General features: G+C 60.0%; 17 protein-coding genes. 2 read left to right on the top strand and 15 right to left on the bottom strand.

Going from position 1 to position 18,598, the window contains the following annotated elements; translation table 11 throughout:
- Positions 1–76 precede the first annotated feature (76 nt).
- The 4 genes from BM118_RS42215 to BM118_RS41255 form a co-directional block, all read right to left on the bottom strand.
- Positions 77–310 carry a response regulator transcription factor gene (locus tag BM118_RS42215; RefSeq protein WP_244550084.1) on the bottom strand — a complete coding sequence of 78 codons (234 nt, stop codon included), beginning with the start codon at positions 308–310 and terminating at the stop codon, positions 77–79.
- The gene (locus BM118_RS07680) at positions 199–711 is read right to left on the bottom strand and encodes a response regulator (RefSeq protein WP_244550083.1); all 513 of its coding nucleotides are present in this window, start codon (positions 709–711) and stop codon (positions 199–201) included. The genes BM118_RS42215 and BM118_RS07680 overlap by 112 nt, the downstream gene beginning before the upstream one ends.
- A 137-nt stretch (positions 712–848) precedes the next feature.
- On the bottom strand, positions 849–1,157 hold the full coding sequence (locus BM118_RS41260) for a hypothetical protein (RefSeq protein ID WP_177234087.1): 309 nt from the start codon (positions 1,155–1,157) through the stop codon (positions 849–851).
- 138 nt (positions 1,158–1,295) lie between these two features.
- Positions 1,296–1,784, bottom strand: a complete 489-nt coding sequence (locus BM118_RS41255; RefSeq protein ID WP_177234086.1) for a hypothetical protein — start codon at positions 1,782–1,784, stop codon at positions 1,296–1,298.
- 605 nt (positions 1,785–2,389) lie between these two features.
- On the opposite strand from BM118_RS41255, the gene BM118_RS07665 reads away from it, so the two are divergent.
- Positions 2,390–3,292 (top strand): hypothetical protein, encoded by a 903-nt coding sequence (locus BM118_RS07665; RefSeq protein ID WP_092183649.1) that lies wholly within the window; start codon positions 2,390–2,392, stop codon positions 3,290–3,292.
- A 124-nt stretch (positions 3,293–3,416) separates the two neighbouring features.
- Here BM118_RS07665 and BM118_RS07660 read toward each other — a convergent pair whose 3' ends face one another.
- On the bottom strand, positions 3,417–4,415 hold the full coding sequence (locus tag BM118_RS07660; RefSeq protein ID WP_244550082.1) for a hypothetical protein: 999 nt from the start codon (positions 4,413–4,415) through the stop codon (positions 3,417–3,419).
- A 210-nt stretch (positions 4,416–4,625) separates the two neighbouring features.
- On the bottom strand, positions 4,626–5,504 hold the full coding sequence (locus BM118_RS07655; protein ID WP_167770483.1) for a hypothetical protein: 879 nt from the start codon (positions 5,502–5,504) through the stop codon (positions 4,626–4,628).
- Here BM118_RS07655 and BM118_RS07650 point away from each other — a divergent pair.
- Positions 5,503–6,330 carry a hypothetical protein gene (locus tag BM118_RS07650; RefSeq protein WP_244550081.1) on the top strand — a complete coding sequence of 276 codons (828 nt, stop codon included), beginning with the start codon at positions 5,503–5,505 and terminating at the stop codon, positions 6,328–6,330. The genes BM118_RS07655 and BM118_RS07650 overlap by 2 nt on opposite strands.
- A gap of 89 nt (positions 6,331–6,419) precedes the next feature.
- Here the strand turns inward: BM118_RS07650 and BM118_RS07645 are convergent, their stop codons facing one another.
- The 9 genes from BM118_RS07645 to BM118_RS07605 form a co-directional block, all read right to left on the bottom strand.
- Positions 6,420–8,006 carry a class I SAM-dependent methyltransferase gene (locus BM118_RS07645; RefSeq protein WP_177234085.1) on the bottom strand — a complete coding sequence of 529 codons (1,587 nt, stop codon included), beginning with the start codon at positions 8,004–8,006 and terminating at the stop codon, positions 6,420–6,422.
- Positions 8,007–8,011: 5 nt separating this feature from the next.
- Entirely contained in the window at positions 8,012–10,651 is a 2,640-nt protein-coding gene (tssH, locus tag BM118_RS07640) for a type VI secretion system ATPase TssH (RefSeq protein ID WP_092183641.1), read from the bottom strand.
- Between the two features lie 97 nt (positions 10,652–10,748).
- A complete protein-coding gene (gene tssG, locus BM118_RS07635) occupies positions 10,749–11,813 on the bottom strand; it encodes a type VI secretion system baseplate subunit TssG (RefSeq protein ID WP_092183639.1) in 1,065 nt (354 codons plus the stop codon).
- Complete coding sequence (tssF, locus tag BM118_RS07630) at positions 11,777–13,744, bottom strand: type VI secretion system baseplate subunit TssF (protein WP_092183637.1); 1,968 nt, start codon at positions 13,742–13,744, stop codon at positions 11,777–11,779. Before tssF ends, tssG begins: the two co-directional genes overlap by 37 nt.
- Position 13,745: 1 nt before the next feature.
- Entirely contained in the window at positions 13,746–14,294 is a 549-nt protein-coding gene (gene tssE, locus BM118_RS07625) for a type VI secretion system baseplate subunit TssE (protein WP_092183635.1), read from the bottom strand.
- A 174-nt stretch (positions 14,295–14,468) separates the two neighbouring features.
- Positions 14,469–14,954, bottom strand: a complete 486-nt coding sequence (locus tag BM118_RS07620) for an Hcp family type VI secretion system effector (protein ID WP_011086373.1) — start codon at positions 14,952–14,954, stop codon at positions 14,469–14,471.
- A gap of 50 nt (positions 14,955–15,004) precedes the next feature.
- Positions 15,005–16,507 carry a type VI secretion system contractile sheath large subunit gene (gene tssC / locus BM118_RS07615; RefSeq protein ID WP_027548754.1) on the bottom strand — a complete coding sequence of 501 codons (1,503 nt, stop codon included), beginning with the start codon at positions 16,505–16,507 and terminating at the stop codon, positions 15,005–15,007.
- A 16-nt stretch (positions 16,508–16,523) separates the two neighbouring features.
- A complete protein-coding gene (tssB, locus tag BM118_RS07610; RefSeq protein ID WP_177234146.1) occupies positions 16,524–17,051 on the bottom strand; it encodes a type VI secretion system contractile sheath small subunit in 528 nt (175 codons plus the stop codon).
- Between the two features lie 124 nt (positions 17,052–17,175).
- Positions 17,176–18,489: a type VI secretion system protein TssA gene (locus BM118_RS07605; protein WP_177234145.1), complete on the bottom strand. Its 1,314-nt coding sequence runs from the start codon at positions 18,487–18,489 to the stop codon at positions 17,176–17,178.
- Positions 18,490–18,598 lie beyond the last annotated feature (109 nt).

The following is an 18,598-nucleotide window of genomic DNA, read 5'->3' as shown; positions in this document are numbered from 1 at the left end:
GGTGCACTGCAGTCTGTGAATTGTCGGAATAGGCGTTGAGAACGCGAAGGAAACGCGAAGACTTGCTGATCGCTCCTTAACGATGGAGCTCGGCAGAGAGTTCAGTCGCCAACCGGACCAATTCGTTGGTCGACCTAAGGCCAAGCTTATGCCTCACAACCGCGGTATCGTTGGCGACCGTTCCGTAGGAAACACTGATCAGTTTTGCGATCTCGGAAAAGCCCCTGCCGGAGGCGAGGAGGTGAAGAATCTTCGATTCTCTTGGGCTGACTTGCGCAAGCCGGTTTGCTGCAATCGCCGGATCAGCCAATGCTGGCGTTTGAATGGCACGCAATGACGGAAAGTGCCGCCTTTCCGGACTTCACGAATTGCAAGAACTAGGTTGTTGGGGTCTCCCGATTTGGAAACGTACCCCTTGACGCCGATGTCGATCGCGGTTGCCGCGAATACAGGATCGTCCTTGATGCTAAACATCACGATGCGCGCTTCGGCATCTCTTCCAAAGATCTGTCGAGCGAGCTCCATGCCGGAGACAGATGGCAGGTTAACGTCTATGACGCAGACCTCAGGAGGTCCGGCAATGGCAATAAGGGACGCCAATCCACTTGCCGCATCTGCCGCTCCTGTGACAATGAATCCGGCCTCGTCGGCAAACAAGGCCTGGCAAGCAGCCATGATGATGGGATGATCGTCGACGATCAGTACTCGCATCAGAGCTCCGTGCGTCGATATTGGTGGCCTAGACGATGTTGCAGTAACGCGCATCGCAGGCGGACATTACCGCCGGATTACGACCGCGAGGCTCGCGCGGCCTCAACGTGCTAAAGGGATGCCGAGAATGATTGCTCTCACCATGCGTTGAAGTTGGTGACGAGTTGCTTATCCAAGGACAAGCTTTCCATGCCACTTGAAAGCAAAATACCGCTTCGGTTATGGTGTCCACTCCCGGGCATGTTTCGTTTGTGGTGCAAGAAGTGCCCGATCTCGTGCGCCATTACACCAATGAACGCTTCGCCAAGATCGAACACGGGTGGATTACCTTGGTCAACAACCACGAATACCTGCTCATCAGGCGGATACTCCCCAGCCGCCTCAGTATCCATTGCATCATAATCACCGACGAGAAAGCAGGTGAGATCGGCGCCGCGCCTCTTCAATGGTACGATATCCTTTCGAAAAACATCCCGCGAGATTTTTGGTGCTAAGGCTTTCTGGACCGTAATCCATTTGGCATCGACCAGCGTGAAAATGATGTTCGTCTGAGCCCCGAAGACCCAGTTCAGCCTGGTGAGGAATCAGGGCACGTCATCCGGCGTCCATTTCGTGGCGTTGATGACGTTGCCTGACTGATCGAGGTGCTTGAGGAATCTGAACGCGATCGTGAAGTCTTTGCGCTGCAGAATGGCGACCTCCAACTTGATGGCCGTGTTGCCGCGCGCGGCTTTGAGTTCCGGAATACCGACACCTTTGGCAACGACCTTGAGGCCGCGCGCACTGCCATCCAATCGCGCGGTGCCATACAGCGCTGTACGCAGGCGCAGCAATTGATCATCGCGCTCCTGGCTTTTTTGCTTTCCATAGCGGCTGTTGATGTATTCCTGAGCGACGCGTTCGACTTGCTCGAAGCGCACATCCTCAACCTGTAACCGGTTGCGATCATACGATAGATGAACGTCCTTGCTGTCGCGCAGGCAGACCAAGTTGAAGCCTCCCCGAGGAACGATCATGAAGCTTTGCGCCGCGTACACACCGGAATCCTGCAAGAACTGAGCGAAGCTTGCCATAGCTTTCCCAAACCTTAAATCACGATAGTGTCGCGCCCGGACCACCGCGCCCGGGATAACCATCCGTGATCATTGCTCGCCGGTTGAGCCAGCAACATACTGGAAATTAGCCATGCGGGGCAATGTGCTGGCGTCGATTTTGCGGTCTGGACTTCGTTGGCGGCTGCGAGGGCGAGCGAGTTGTACGTCGAGTGGAGGCTATTCTGACTGCGGATGTCGCTAGCTATTCACGCCTTATGGCGGTGACGGGCGCGGCGCGCTAGCGACGCAGAAACCGTCTGCCAAGACGTCGTAGACCTAACGATTGCGAGCCACGGCGGGCGCATCATGAAGAGCACCGATGACGAGTTGCGGTTCATTAGGTATACTGGAGATGCGTGCCGCCTGCTCTTCGACGGAACCATGCCTGGACACGCAGCAACACAACTGCCGATTTTCATCGGGGAGCATCATCCGCTTCCGGCTGGATGCCGGCCGCACGTGAAGGAGATCCTGGCAAATCTTCCCGACTACACCGACCGAAGTCCAGTTAGGAGTAACCTGCCGTTTCTTTTGCCGGAGCCTAGCCGGACGACTATTGCTCAACCACGCAAGGAAGGTAGGTCATGCCACTGACCGAAGGCGACGTCCTGGACACACTCAGTGACTCGGTTGCGCTTGGCATCGAGTTTTACGTCGACAAGATCCATATCAAGGGCGAATACTTGGCGACAGTTCGCGATCACATTCGTGCCGGTAATATATTGGTGAAGGGCGGCACTCAGGATCTCGCCTTCTACGATCAGGCCACGGATATTCTGTTGACGCAGAAGAAGTCGCCTCCCGCAAATGATGGCGATCGGGCGCTGCTCCTGCATGAATGCGTCCACGCCATGATCGACGTCTATGATCCTGACGGCACTGTTACGCGCCACATGGGCGAACTGGCGGCCTACCTCACTCAAACGACATATAGCGTTCGCAGGAATCCGTCGTCTAACCGCAACGGCACGGCCCCCTGGGACAAATTCTGGGGCGACCTCTACGCCACGGTGCGCGCCAACAAGCTCGACACCAGCGCGGGCAACGGCGTCCGGATCCCGTCGGCAACGCTCGAAAATCTGCGCAGGCAACTCGCTGCGCTGCCTTTTGTGAACTATGGAAAGTTCGCTAAAGAGGCGACCGGCGTATCGGATGGGCTGATCCGCAGGAACTTGTTTCTGTCGAGCGATGAACCCGTATCCATGCGATCATCGAGCGTTTCCCACGAAGCTTATGTTGATCCGAGCGATGACTATTTGATACGCACCCTGATGGAGGCCTACGCGAGCACCGATGTTAGAGGTTATGGCAGCCGCATGCGCCGGCTACGTCGTGATTTTCTCTATTGCTCGCTGTCTCGCGCCCATGAGCTCCGGAAGAGGTTCTCGGTGCGGAAGCGTGGAGACCGGCTCTCCGAACTGTTTCACGATCGCCTGTCGCATGGCGGCCGCGCAATTCTTCTCCGTGTGCTTGCGCTGCGAAGCTGACCAGCACGCTGGACAAGTCGGAAAAGTGCTCTCGAGAGGAAGAATGCGCTACCGCACCGCGTCGAATTCTCGGTGTGTTGGTGCATCATTAAGTAGACTCCCGACCACTCCTTTGCAGCGGATTCTAGTCCAGGTGCCTTGCGCGCAGATCTTGAAGGTCCTTTTTCAATGCGACCAGATCCAGCCCGCGAGGAAAAGTGAGGCGTCCAGAGCGGATCACGAGCCGGACATACGGATACCGTTCTTCGGCAAGCATCGGAGAACTGATCTTGTACTTGTGCCAATCTTCGACGATGTGTGCCTGTTGTTCGACGTTGTATGAGTCCCAGCTATCCCCGGGGGTGTAGTCGTAGCCGGCACCGATCGTCTGCGCCCAGAAGGAGCGCGCCATCGTCCAGTTTGAATCGTTGAACGCCTGCCACACGTGGGTCATTTCGTGCACGAAGAGGTCGCAAATGCGACCGAAGTTGTCGCACAAGAGGCCGAAGGTGGGGCTAGGCGATGCCAGATTACTGAACGCGACATTGCCAAGATTGATGGCATACCGCATGCTCGGCACCATGGGATTGCTTCCTCTAAAGAACGGTCCATCGTTCGTCCACGGTCTTCCGCCTGCTCCCAGGCCATTGGTAATCGCGATTGTCTCCCACGGCGGCAACGTCGGGCCAAAAACGTTGCGCGCGAAATCCCGTTCGCTGACGTCCAGCACGCGCGCGAAGTCGGGTCGGCTTCCTTCACATTCCGGCGGGGTCGGAGCCGCTGGGGTGGGCGCAACCGGTGGAGTGGGCGCAATCGGCGGGGGAGGCGGCGTACCTGGCGGCAGATAGATGAATCCCCCTCGCCATCCACCTTTCCCGCCGGTCATACCGGAAGAAAACGCAAAATTCTGCCGGTCGGGCGACATCGCGCGGCAGCCTACATACTCGGCCAGGTACCAGTTCACCTGCCGTGTGGCTTGTTGGAAATCGCGCTGTTTGACGAGCTTGATGCCCGGAAAATTGAACTCGATGAGGTCCCAGGGGTCGATGCCGATCCGCTTGGCGAGGGATATCCAGGTCTCGCCTGCCGTCACCGCATGCCGGATTCCTGCTGGCGGTACATAGCTTTCGACGACAGGCTTCAAGGGCCTTTCCTGGTTCGGCAATGTGAGACCTCCCCTGCTGATTCCTGCGGAACTACGCGTTCTCGCGACCAATATCTTGGTCGCCGCTACCTCGAGGCGGTTCGATAGTTCCATTCATTCGGGCCACGAACTGGCAGTGGCAAATCGAGGAGCCTCATTCGTAGCTTGGAGGCATAGACACGGAGCAATGCCGAACGAGCATTGTCCGCTTTAGCGCCTGCCTTTCGACTTCGAACCGAGCAGATCATGCGTTCCGCTGATGCTCACCGTTCCCGAGCACTCGAAACCACCGAAAATTCCGCAGGAGCCGGTGACCGTAACGCGCAAGTCTTTGCGTTGGTACATGTCGACCGAAATGCCCACGCGCGAAAAGTCGTTCGCGCTGTTGGGCAGGATCAGATCGATGTGCTCTGCGGCCCATTGCGGTATATGCTTGTTGCTCTTCCAGAACAGTTCATTGCCGGCGTGATGCACGAAGTTCGGCCCGACCGTAAGCGCACCGTCCACGCCCTCGAACACGAAGCCCGTTTCGTCGATGTGCACGTTCACCCGATCAGGTGCTACTGCGAAATGCAGCGAGGTGATGTCCTGGGGCTGCGGGTCCTTGCCGAATTGCGAGCTGTAGGCGTCGCTCCATTGTCCGCGGTCGCGCCCGAGCCCGAAGCCGTGGCGGCCCGGGAGATCCCGCGTTGAGAGCGGCCTGTCCGACAGCTTTGGGCGCCAGATCTCCCGAAACCCCTTGCCGATCGTTGCCGCCATCGACAGATCGAGGGCCCAATGCGACGCTTTCTCCGGGCTTTGCCCTTCGGCGAAGGCGTCGAATCCGTCCGTCGTCTTGGCAATGCGCAGCTTCTTGATCAGCTCTTCCCAGTCCTTGGGCAAGAAGGTGACGCCGTCGAGCGTGGTCGTCGCGGCAGCGACACCATACTTCTCGAGTTGGTGTCGGATGTAGGGCTTCTCGTCATAAAGGCGCACATCCGGGTTGGGGCCGGCAAAGTAATTCTTCAAATCGATCTGCGGCCGAAGCATGGTCAGTCGCGCCGCGATCTTCCGGTAAGTGTCGGTCGTCGTCGGATCAGTCGTCGTCATGGAACGCCCTCCGATCCTCCCCTCAGATTGGTCTCACCCGAACGGGCTCGGGTTCAATGCCGGCTCGTTCGATCAACCTGCCGCCCGGCCCAGGTCATTCGAATTCCTGTCGCGCCAGCGCAGTGACTGTTTGAACCTGCCGATCGGAAACGGCGACCACCATCCGTGGGGTAGTGTGAACAACGAGGACGATCAAATGTCACTGCGGAGCAGGGTGTTAGACGTACTCAATGGCCCGGCGGTCGCACGCATGCGGTTCCGGTTTCCGATCCGCGGCAGCCATGTGACGATTGCGCCGCAAACGTTCCATCACGTCGCCCGCGCTATCCGGTTGGGGCAGGTCACCGTCAGACCTCCGACGGATCTCGCGGCAGGCGTTGCTGCACAATACAACGATGTCGCGAGAACCAGGGCGGACGGCACAGCGGTTGCGGCGAACACGCTGGAGGTCGTGTCGGCGACGGGGCGGCTGGACGAGGCCTATATCGTCCACGAAAGCCTGCATGCGGCATATGATCTGTTGCGTACCGGCCTTGATGCCAATGCGGAAGAGGCGTCTGCCTACGTCTGCACGGCGCTCTATTGCCGCATGACAGGCCTGCCCCGCCCTCGCTGGGCCAACGGGCCGATCTACGCCAATGCCGCAGAGGTCGCCCGAACGCTGCTGTCCCAGTATCAGAAGGGCGATCCCGGGATTCCCTGGGTCGGCGAGCATGAATGGAAGATGCTGCGTGCAGGTGTTGGCCTCGATCCGGTCTATGCCGGCGGACCCGGCGGTATTCTCACGGGATGGCTCCTCGGCCAGCAATATACCCACGACGGCTAGAGTGACGGGGGCCGCATCCGTTTCAGGAAATGGCAGGAGCTTCCAACTCCTGCCGTTCATCGCCAACGGAGCCGACGCACTTGAGCGCGTCATGCGACCAGCAGGCCCAGCTTGCCGACCATCGCAAGCGAGCGTTGAACGCTTTCTCGCGTTGACAGCAACAACGGATCGGCAGGCTTCCCGGCACTATCCTTCTGGTCTACCTGGATGGTCGGGCCGAATTTTTCGGTCATTTCGGCCGTGATCTGGTCGATGGTCCGCGCACCGTCGAGCAATTGCAGGAAATCCCTGGTCCGGTCGTCCTCCAACTGTACCGTCTGGTGGAGGAGGTTGGTGACGAGCGGACCTGTTTGCGCTTGTCTTCGTGCGAGCAGGCTCGCCTGCGGATGCTCGGTAGCTTCCTTCAACAGAAATGGGCGCGACAGCAGGAAAGAAACCTCGCCGCTGCAAGCCAGGATGAACATTGCCTCCGTCAGCACCTTTTCGGCATCATCCGAGTGGCGGCCGCCCAGCAGCGCGCGGGCGCCATCGAGCAACTCGCCAAATGATAATGCGCGCGGCCAGGCCCGGCCGAGACATAGATACGCAGCCTTCAAGAGCGGATTGGTTACCGTGACCCTGCTGCCGTCCTGGTTCTCGAATTCCATCGCGGAATCGTCGGTCACGCAGGCGCCGGGGTCAACCGGGTTGGTCGTGCTCAGCAAATGGAACCTGGTGACGAAATCTAGGTCGATCTGGCGGGATAGCGAAATGCTGTCGTGGCAGAGCAAGGTGCGCCGAAAGCCGTTGCCGTCGATGAAGTCCTGATATTGATCGCGCGCCGTGAACTCGCTTTCCGGGAAGCGCTGCAGCGTCGCGCGAACCTCCTCGGAATAGCCGGCAAGATAGCGTCGTGAAAAATCAGCGTCGCTCAGATATTGCAAGCCGTGGTGGCTTGCGTCTTCGGCAACCTCATGCAGCAGGAAGGCCTCGGCGCCATCATCGAGATCGTCGTGAAATAAAAGTTCGTCGGGGGACTTGAGGACGCGGTTGTACTGGTCGCGCATAACTGCGCCGTGCACCGAGTTGGCCTTCGAGCCGTCGCTCAGGAACTTCAAGATCGCGCGGGCCTGTCCTACCTTCTCCTTCATGTCGGTGAGACGGCGGGTGTGATACCGCATCATGTCGCGGACCATGTCGCGAAGATGCGAGAACGGGTGCGCGTTGTAGCTGACGTAGCAGACCCCGCGCGGAGCCAGGTTCTGCTTGAAGATCATCATCATCTTGTCGCGCACCGCCGGCGGAACCCAGGAATACACGCCGTGCGCTATGATGTAGTCGAATTGCCCGAAGCTTTCGTCGACATTCATGATGTCACAGTGCAGGAGCTTGATGTTGCTGAGGCCCAATGTGGCGATATTTTGCTGGCCGCGCTCGATCGTCACGCCGCTCAGGTCGACACCGACGAATTCGCTGTTTGGATATTGAAAGGCCATCGGCAACAGGTTGCCGCCAACGCCGCAGCCAAGCTCGAGCACCCGGCAACGCTCGACCGGAGCCGCCTGCATGCCGTAGACGGCAGCAATGGTAGCGAGATGGTTCGGATGAGTGAGCCCGTAGACGTGGCCAGGGTAGTAGACCTCGTCGTATGGCGTGGGACCGGTGCTCGGGTGGCGATGCTCGGTTTGAATGTTCATCGTCCTCAATTCCACGAATAGGCGAACGTGTCGTTCTCGATCGAGACCCGTGCTTGCTTGACTTCTTCCTTGGCAAGCGACTTGCTGAGGAATTCGCGCGACAGCTCCGGGAGCAGGGTGTTGGTGATGATGTTGTCAATCATTCGCCCGCCGGAGTCCGGGTCGTTGCAACGTGACACAATGTGCTCCACGACCGCGTCATCGTAGCTGAATGCCGCGTTATGGTTGTCACGGAGGCGTCGTCCGATCCGGTCGAGCTGCAACCGAGCGATCCCGGCGAGCATCTCGTCCGATAGCGGGAAGTACGGTATCGAGACGATGCGTCCGAGCAGCGCCGCCGGAAACACCTTCAGCAATTCCGGCCTCAGCATCTTGGCGAGCTCTTCCGGCTCGTTGCGATACTTTGGATCGCGCGACAGGCCCATGATCAGATCGGTGCCGACGTTGGTGGTCAGGATGATCAAGGTGTTCTTGAAGTCGATCCGCCGCCCGTTGCCGTCCTCCATGGTTCCCTTGTCGAACACCTGGAAGAAGATCTCGTGGACGTCGGGATGAGCTTTCTCGACCTCGTCGAGCAGGATGACGCTATAGGGCTTGCGCCGGACAGCCTCGGTGAGGCGTCCACCTTCGCCATAGCCGACATAGCCGGGAGGCGCTCCCTTCAAGGTCGAGACGGTGTGCGCTTCCTGGAACTCCGACATGTTGATCGTGATCATGTTCTGCTCGCCGCCGTAGAGGGTCTCGGCAAGCGCCAGGGCGGTTTCAGTCTTGCCCACGCCGGATGGACCAGCCAGCATGAACACGCCGATCGGCTTCGACGGGTTGTCCAGTTTGGCGCGGCTGGTCTCGATTCGCTTGGCGATCATCGTCAGTCCGTGAGACTGGCCCACGACGCGGCGGTTGAGGATCTCCGGTAGCTTCAGCACGGTTTCGATCTCGTCGCGCATCATCCGGCCGACCGGGATGCCAGTCCAGTCAGAGACAACGGACGCCACCGACTGCTGGTCTACATGGGCGTAGACCATCCGCTTTTCCGGATTGATGTTCTCGAGCGTCTCGAACTTGCCGCGCAGCTCCGCGCGCCTGGCAGCCGGATCGTCGCCTTCCTTGGGTTCGGAAAGGATCTCTCGAATGCTGCGGATGTCCTTGACGAGCTCTTGCTCTGCGGCCCAATCGGCTTCGAGGTTCGTCAGCTTGTCCTTCAGTGCTGCGATGTCGTTGTCGATCACTACGATGCGCTCGTCATCCTCAATCCCAAGATCGCCGTCGCTGACGAGTGCCGATCTCTCAGCTTCACGGGCGGTAATCGCAACGCGTGCATCCTCGATCAGGGCCGGCGTCGCGCTCTGGCTGATCGCCACGCGCGCCGAGGCGGTATCAAGCAGGCTGACCGCCTTGTCCGGCAACTGCCGTGAAGGAATGTAGCGGTGGGACAGGTTGACCGCTGCGACGATCGCGGCATCCGAGATGCGAACGCCGTGGTGCTTTTCCATCGGACCGAGAAGTCCGCGCAGCATGATACAGCAGGTCTCCACGTCCGGTTCATCGATCTGGATCGGCTGGAAGCGTCGTGTGAGCGCGGGATCTTTCTCGATATACTGGCGATATTCTGCCCATGTGGTGGCGGCGATTGTGCGCAGCGTGCCACGCGCAAGGGGAGGTTTCAGGAGATTGGCTGCATCACCGGTGCCGGCCGCGCCGCCGGCGCCGATCAGTGTGTGGGCTTCATCGATGAACAGGATGATGGGGGTGGGTGAGCTCTGGACCTCGTCGATCACCGACCGCAAGCGCTGCTCAAACTCACCCTTCATGGAGGCACCGGCCTGCATCAGGCCGATGTCGAGCGCACAAAGCCTTACACCGCGGAGCGGTGGCGGCACGTCGCCGGCGGCGATACGCTGCGCGAAGCCCTCGACAACTGCGGTCTTGCCAACGCCAGCCTCGCCGGTGAGGATTGGATTGTTCTGCCGCCGACGCATCAACACGTCGATCAGTTGGCGGATTTCTTCGTCCCGGCCAAGGATCGGATCCATCTCGCCCGATTTGGCCTTGGCGGTGAGATCCTGGGAGAACCGATCGAGCGGCGTCGTCCCCTTGGGACCCGCTTGGGCCGCGCCTTCCGTGCCGGCGCCGACCAGGCCCGAACCGTCCATCGGCCGCATGGTCTCCTCGTCGGAGCCGGCCCAGACGGCGCGGCGCTCCGCGGCCAGTGCGTCGACGTTGACCTTGGAAAATTCCTGCGAGAGGTTGTTCAGCGTGCGACGAATATCGTTCGATTTCAGGCCTGCCACAAGCAGATGACCGGTACGGATCTGGGTTTCGCCAAAGAAGAGCGTGGCGTAATGCCAGCCCCGATCGAGCAGATCGATGACCGAATTGGCGACGCCCGGCATGTCGGTTTCGTTCTTACGAAAGCCATTGATCACGCCGGCAAGGTCCGACAACAAGCGTGCCCGGTCGAGCTTGTAATGATCGACCGAGAGGCTGAGATCGTTGCGTTCCTGCTGCAGGATATGAAACAGCCAGTGCGCAAGCTCGACGTTGCGATTGCCGGCGCTCTTTGCGTGGCGCAGGGCCTGTATGAAGGCATCATAGCCGGCCCGGTTCAGCTTGCCCGTTACAGCTTCAATGCTGATATCGGTCACGGCGGCTCCTCCTGCTCAATTCCTCCGCGGATGCGTGCCATCACGCAGAAATTGCTTCGAATTCCATAGCATTAGGCGATCAGCGCGATGGATAGGTTCAAATCGCCGCGGCATTGGCTGCGGCACTCCGGCGGGCTCTCAATCGTTCGCCGAGCTGAAAGCGGGCATCGCGGCGATATTCTTCCGTGGAGGCCCAGTTCGGCGAGACCCATGTGGTCCATCCAAGTCGCCCACTCTGTCCCAGCCTGACCGGCACGACCTCTCCCGCAGGAATGGCGAGCTCGACCTCCCATTCCAATTCGTCGCCGATATAGAAGAAAACGGCGTCGGCCAGTGGCGCCGACAGGTTGGGTGTTTCGGTCGGCAGGAATTGTTCGTACTGAGCAAAAGTTCTGACAAAGACCCGAACTCTGATCTTGTCCTCGACGCTGAACACACGCGAGCCGAGAAGGGCGTCCTGGCCGAGCCTCGCATGCGTTCCGCCGAGCCGGCTGCAGTGACTTGGGTCGAATGAGAGCCAGGTGCCGACGAATTCGTCGATCTCGACTTTGACGTCGAACAGTCCTTGCAGGAACCGCGTCAGCCGTGATGCACACTTCGCCCTGGGCGCGACCAGTCCAGCGAAGCTGAGCTTCGCCATGTCCGGAACCGCATCGCGATCGGCGAAAACATCGGAGCCCAAGCCGGCGAAGGAGCCGACATAGGCGATGAAGCGATCGTCCGCCGGGCGGTCATGCTGCGCGATCGGGCGCGCGTCGGCCCAGGCACGAAAGAAGAGTTGCAGGAAGCGTCCGTTGAGGAGGTCGAGAAAGCGCGGGAAGGCGTCATCCCGCATCAGCCACCAGCCGAGGCTTTCATCGGTGGTGGCAATGGGCAGGGCGCCCTGCGGGCCCAGGAGGCCGAGAAATTTGACGAGTATCCTGAGCCGGCCACCCTGGTCGTCCACCGCCGCGAGGTTTGAGGCGGGGAACTCCAGATAAGGCACCTGGCCGAGGTCGATATATTCGTCGCGACGCGCGGCACTGTCGCCGATCCGCGGTCGATCCGGGTTGGCGCGCTCGAACTGGCGTAACGTATGGAAGAAATCGAAGCGCCAGGGCTCGGCCTTCATCTGGTCGATCAGCGTCATAGCGGTCTCCGCGTGCCCATGCGCGGTGGCCACCGCATGATCTCGCCGCGCTCCGGCGTCGAGATGACCGTCTGAGTGAAGGTGTTGAAGCCCGAATAGTCGGCGAAGAAGCGCTCCAGTACCGCCCCGAGCAAAAACACGCCGCTGCCCTCAAATGCCTTCTCGTCGAGCGTAACGGTAATCTCCAAGCCCCGTGCTGCGCCGCTGCCCGTGCGCTCGCGCACGCGCCGCACGACAGGTCGGCTTTCTATGCTGCGCACGCCGCGGATCTTGCGCTCCGTGGCGTCGTCGAACTGATCGGCGAACAAGGCCAGCATCTCGCGCAGCGCTCCGGCGTTCTTGCCGCCACCGCGTTCGACGAGGCCAAGATAGTTGAGGCTGAGCATATTGATCAGCCGCCAGCTGACAATCCCACTGTTGGCGATTTCGCTGCGGCTGCGCAGTTGGGCGACCACCGGCTCGCGTGGTGGCGTGGGACCTGCGACGCACATCAGATCAAGGGAGGTATCGTCCAGCAGACGAAAGTCGGCGCCACCCTGGCCGACCGGCAAGTGCTCGGTGAGATGGCGATTGGAGCACAGAGCCCGGACGCTCAGTTCGGCGACGGAGCCTCCGCCACTCAGTTCACCGGGCTCGAGCAGTGAGAGGAACATGTCCGTCCCGGTGTAGTCGGAGGAAGCACCGTATGTCTTCTCCTCCACTGTGCGGCGCCGGGGCAAGCGGCGGACGGTGAAATAGAGCCCGTCGACCGATCCGCTGGTCCGGTCGACGGCGGCCGAATAGAGCGGGCGGACGGGCCGCTTGTCCTTCTCTGCCGGAAGGTGCGCGTAGACTTCGAGCACCTGGTGCGGTTCGTATTCCAGATAGCGGCTGCGATCTGGCACCACATGGTACTCGTAAGTATTCGACTTGACGGGAATGCGATCGCTCGTTTTCTCGAACAGATTGATCGCCGGTGCAGTATAGAGCCTGAAGGTCTCGGGGCGCACCGAGGCAGCCAGCCGCGAATTGTGTTCATCGAAAGCGAAGACAATATCGATCGATTTGCTGCGCAGTCGCGACATCACGCTGCGTAGTCCCGTCAGGTTGATGCCGAGGAACTTGCGTGGAAACATGAAATATTCTCGCAGCAGCTCCGAGCCGCGAAAGATCCGATTGTCGTTAGGAAACAGAGACTCGTTCTCGTCGAAGCCAATTTGCTGCACGCAATCATGGGGCGCACGGGTCACCACCGGATCGCCGAAGTCGTCGAGATGCCGGAAGTAGACTCCCCTGCAATTCGAGATCAATTGCTCGTAAAGCGCGATCGCGTCGGATTCCGCGCCTGACAGGTAGATCGGAAGTTCGCTCACGCGGCAGCCTGCAAACCAGGTTTCCGACTTGGTCCGGGCTTCTGCGTCCGACAGCTCCTCGTCAAGCCGGGCCGCACTACGATGGGTCAGCGACAGCCTCAGCCCGGCGATGACGTCGCCGCCGACCGGGATCCCGAGCGCCTGCAGAGCGCCCGCCGTCGAGAAATACTCGGCGCTGGTGACGTCAAACGGCCAGAGCACGATGTCGCGGCAAAGTCGAAATCGGCAGGAAAGACTTCGTTCTCTCTCGCGGTAGGTCGCGTCGAAATAGGCGCCGCGCGCGATCTTTCTGCCGTCGCGTAGCGCCGGGTCGGCATAGGGTGGCCGTGCGGTGACCAGCATGGCCGATGGTGTCGGCGCAAGATAGTTCGGTACCAGCTGCTCAAGCAGGTTTGCAGTGAATTCCGGAAACTCGTGCTTGAGCTTGAGCTGAACGCGGGCGGCAAGAAACGCGGCGCCTTCCAGCAGTCCTGTGATCATCGGGTCCGAGCGGTCCCGGATGAGGCCGCCGAGGCGCTCCGCGATGCCAGGATATTCTTCGGCGAAATCTCCCGCCTGCTCGTACAGCAATGACAGTTCACGATTGTAGAAATCGAGGAATTCGCGATTCATGCTAAAGTCGATTGATCTGGATATCGCCGCTGTCGAGGTCGACGTCGGCGATAAATTCCACGGGGACGTTGAGCGGCTCGGCCTTAAGGTCGGCATGAACGATGAAGCGCAGTTTGAGCTGCTCGGGACCGACGGAGCCGTCGCGGCGGACCCGGATCGTCTTGCGATCGAGCCTTGGTTCGTAGGTCGTTAGCGTCTCGCGCAGGGCGTCGGTGAGTTCGTCGTCCGTAACCTCGTCGATCGAACGGTGGGCGATATCGGGGAAGCCGTAGTTCAGGATCGAGGTTCGAACCCTATCCCGCCCGCTCAGATCCAGGGTCGATTCCAGAGCAATGGTATTGAGGAGCGTTTCAAGGTCATGGGAGACCTCCCGCCGCAACAACGCTTCCGAGATCGGAAAGCGGCCTGCGCTGCGCCGCCCGGCAATGATCCGCTCACCGAACTCATCGCGCAGATTGAGCTTCTTGCGCGCATCGCGTGCTTCATGAGCCGAGCGAAAGGCCAGCATCAATGGAGGAGAAAGCCGGTCCCTCTTTGGAGCAATAGTCATTTACGGTCCCCAAGATGGCCGCCCGACTCGCTATTCTATTCCGCGGCGCATCAGCTGGTCTCCAAGATGATGTCGTCTCGACAGGCGGTCGGGCCCACAAAGACGTGCGACCGCAATTGCGTCGCCTGGCGCCGGTTCGCGCTTATCGCAACCGGCGCCAGGTAGAGCCGACAATCAGGCCCACTCCTTGTTGGCGGGAACGTCCCAGCCAAACACCGGCGCAGCTCCAGCGCCGCCTTTTTCCGTCTGGGTCTTGTAGGTCATCTTGACCTTCGCGAAGTTCAGACTCACGTTTTCGGTGAGGCGATCTTCACCGTGCGATCCGCCCGTCGATACGCTGGTGACTAGGATGTGCTTCATCTCGATCTTGAGATACTCTAGCGGATTTTCACCCGCTTTGCGGACCGTAAGGATCGCCGTATCAATGTGCTTGCCGTTCGCGCAGACCTTGAAAAGCTCCGGCGTGGCCTTGTCGACGAAGTGTGTAAAGTGGAGATCCTGGACGCTGACCTTGCCGGCGCCGCCGCCCGAACCGCTGTGGAAAGTGCCTGACTGGCTTTCGCCGAAAGACCAGCTCAAAATATCGATTTCGTCCTTGTGCTTGTCGTCCAGCGACTCGCCCTTGATCGGATCGAGTTTCAAGAAGATGTCGACAGCCATAGCGTAGTCCTCTCAAATTTCTGCATGTTTACGGTTGCGATGTCGCGGCGTCAGGAACCGGGGCCGGGCAGGCGTGAAACCAGACTGAGGCCGACGTCCATCGCCTCCAATTGAAAGTGTGGACGAAGAAAGAAGCGCGCGTTGTAATATCCCGGGTTCTCCTCGTTTGCGATGACTTCAACCTTCGCAGCGGCCAGCGGCTTGCGCGCTTTCTGAGCTTCTGACGAGAGAGCTGGGTTGGCATCAACGTATTCGTTGATCCAGGTCTGCAGCCAAATCGTCAGCTCATCCTTCTCCTTCATGGATCCGATCTTGTCGCGAACCATGCACTTCAGATAGTGCGCAAAGCGAGACACTGCGAACATGTAGGGCAGTCGGGACGACAGGTTGTCGGACGCGGTGGCATCCACGCCCTTTTCGCCGAAGTACTTCTTCGGCTTGTAGAGTGACTGGGCGCCGATGAAGGCGGCCTTGTCGGTGTTCTTGCGATGGATCAGCGGGATGAGGCCCGCCTTCGCAAGTTCGTGCTCGCGGCGATCGCTGATGGCGATCTCGGTCGGGCATTTCAGGTCGACGCCGCCGTCATCGGTCGGGAACGTGTGCGTCGGCAGATTGATGACCTCGCCGCCGGACTGGACGCCGCGGATGCGCGTGCACCAGCCAAACTCCTTGAAGGCACGGTTGATGTTGACGGCCATTGCGTAGGCGGCGTTGATCCAGCCGTATTTGTCGCCGGTGTGTCCGTCCGTCTCCTCTTCGAAGGCGAACTCTTCCACGGGTTCCGATTTCGCGCCGTAGGGGAGGCGGCCGAGCGCGCGGGGCATGCACAGGCCGAGATAGCGCGAGTCGTCCTGATCGCGCAGCCCCTTCCATGCGGCATATTCCGGCGTGTCGAACACCTTACCGATGTCGCGAGGGTTGGACAGCTCGGTCCAAGAGTCCATTCCCATCAGCGTCGGCTCGGCGCCGCTGAAGAAGGGAGCGTGCGCGGCGCCGGCGATCTTGCTGAGATCGCGGAGCAACTGTACGTCGGTCGGGAGGTGGCTGAAATAGTAGTCACCGATCAGGCAGCCGAACGGCTCGCCGCCCAGCTGGCCGAATTCATACTCGTAGATCTGCTTGAACAGGGGACTCTGGTCCCAGCGCGCATCGGGGTAAAGCCGCAGATTCCGATACAACTCGGTCTTGGAGACGTTCATCACCCGGATCTTGAGGTTGGCGTCGGTCTCGGAATTGAAGACGAGGTAGTGGAGGCCGCGCCAAGCACTTTCGATTGCCTGGAACTCAGGTGTGTGAAGAATTTCGTTCATTTGCGCGGTCAGCTTCTGGTCGATCCGCGCGATCATCTCCTCGATGGTGTCGAGGACGTCCGACTTGATGACGCTCGTGTCCTTCAACGCCTCTTGAACGAGCGTGGATACCGCGTTTTCGACTTCGGTCGCTGCGCGTTCAGTGCGCGGTTTGAAGCTTTGCTTCAGCAGAGTGGCAAACTCGTCAGCTTCGACGGTCTTGACCTGGGTGGTGCTCTCTTTGTGAACAGCTTCTTTTGCCATGGTCCCCATTCCTTCCTTAGCTCTCGGTGCCAGGTTCGGTCGACTGGCTTGTCGCGCGTTCCCGAAGCGCCGCCATCAGTTGAGGATCGGCGAGAAGTTTTTTGAGCTGGTCCTCGGCGGCCACCTTGCCATCCATGTAGCGCAGCAGGTTGGCGAGTTGTTCGCGCGCCTCGAGCAGCTTGGCAGTAGCCGGCACCTGGCGGGCGACGGCCACCGGCGTGAAGTCTGCCATCTTGTTGAAGCGCAGGTTGACCGAGATCTTTTCGTCGGATCCATCGTTAAGGCGATTGGCGACACGCGCCGTCACGCCGGGCTGGATTGCCGCCATGCGGTTGTCGAAATTGTCCATGTCGAACTCGAGGAACTTGCGCTCCTCGACCTTCGTCTTCTCGACGCCGGGGTTATTGCCGGAGAGGTCGGAGAGGACGCCCATGACGAACGGCAGTTCGATCAGCCGCTCGGCGTCGTAAGGATCTTCGTATGTGATGTGCACGCGTGGTGCGCGGTTTCGCCGAATGAATTTTTGACCGCTGTCTGTAGCCATGGTTCCCTCACTACGAAATCGCATTAGACGAATTTGCGCGACGCAGATGGAGTAGGGCGCTTCAAGTTGCTGCGGTCGGCAAACATCCTTGTGTCAAGTTAGTGCCCTCGAGCGAAAGCTGGGTTCAATGCGATCTGTCGATTGTTTTGAGAGCACCCTCAGGCAGGACATCATTCAAAAGGCTGAGGAAATCTCGTTGTGCGAGGTCGCGCGCGCGATCGACCAAAAAGGGGATGGGGCTGGACGGCTCCGCGGTTCGGAAAAACGACGCCACCTTGGTCAGCAAGCCCAAGGCCTGTGCTCTATTTTCCACTGAAAACACAATATCTTGAGCGCTGTCATCGGTCGTCGATGAGAGCGAGGTTGCGAGCTCGGCCATCCGTTCGATCGGCAGGTCGAAGACTTTGTCGCGTCCGATGTTGATCGCGGCGCTCTCCACGTGGGACGGCACCAGCATCCGCATCACTTCAATGAATGATTTGCCGACCATCTCCTGCGCTTGACGCACCAACAACAGTGCCGGGTTGGATGGTTCCATTCGGGCGAAATAATCGGCCGCCGCTGCAAGCGCTGCAGATGCCTGTGCGGATGAAGCCACCACCCCGATCGTGTCCGACGGCACCTGTGTATCGACAGGACCGGCATCTTCCGCAGTTCCGGCGATTGCCGTAGGATCCCGCAACGCAACAAGACCCGCAAGCCAGGCAGCCATCCCGTTAACCAAGCCCGAGAGCCTGTCGAGGCTGATCGGTTGCCCCGAGTTCAACTTCTCACGCCAGGTCGCCTTGATGCCCGCGATTTCAGCCGCAACCGCGGAGCACCGCGCGCTGGCTGTCTTGAGAGTGTCGAGATCCGTCTCGCTGACGATGCGCTCGATGGTCGCGAGATCGAGCCCGTCGGCGTCGGCGTCACCGGCGGGAATTTCGCCCTGGGCGATTTGATAGGCACGGTAGTTGAGGTTGCCGTGTCTGCGGTTCTCGATCAGGGGAAGGAACTGGAGCGGGTTGATCACGGTCGGAAACACGTCGATTGCTTCGACCGTGACAGCCCGAAGCGCGTAGTCGCCGTCCTCGCCTCTCGGATGCACCGCTTCCCACTGCTCGCGCAGCAGCAAGTTGGTCGCCTTCAGGCAGCAGAGAAAGCCGTCGAGATCGCGGTTGAGGATTGAAAACTTGGCCAGCAGCAGGTTTAGGCGCAGATCGCGGGTACGCGCCAGGAGGGGCTGCGCGGCGGCGAATTGGCCGGCAAAATCGACTGCCTTTGGATCGAAGCGTCCACGCTCTCCGTTGGCATTGACGACCTCGAAGAACGACATCGGCAGCAGCGATTCCGCACCTGCGAAGAAGTTCAGATACTGGACGTCTCCGATGGCGTCGAGATCCGGCCCGCAGGGATCGTCAGCGGCAACGGGGTTCGTCAGGGAGGCGACATCAAGCATACGACGATCGTCCATCTGCTCGGTCACGGCCCCGCTGCCGAGCCCGTGGCGACTGCCGGATCGCGGGGGATCCATGATCCGAGTCTATATCCATGGGTCAGATGCCTGC

This window comes from Bradyrhizobium sp. cf659 (assembly GCF_900113725.1).
Taxonomy (GTDB): Bacteria; Pseudomonadota; Alphaproteobacteria; order Rhizobiales; family Xanthobacteraceae; genus Bradyrhizobium.
The sequence above is the reverse complement of the archived record's forward strand: the minus strand, read 5'-3'. Positions and strand labels throughout refer to the sequence as shown.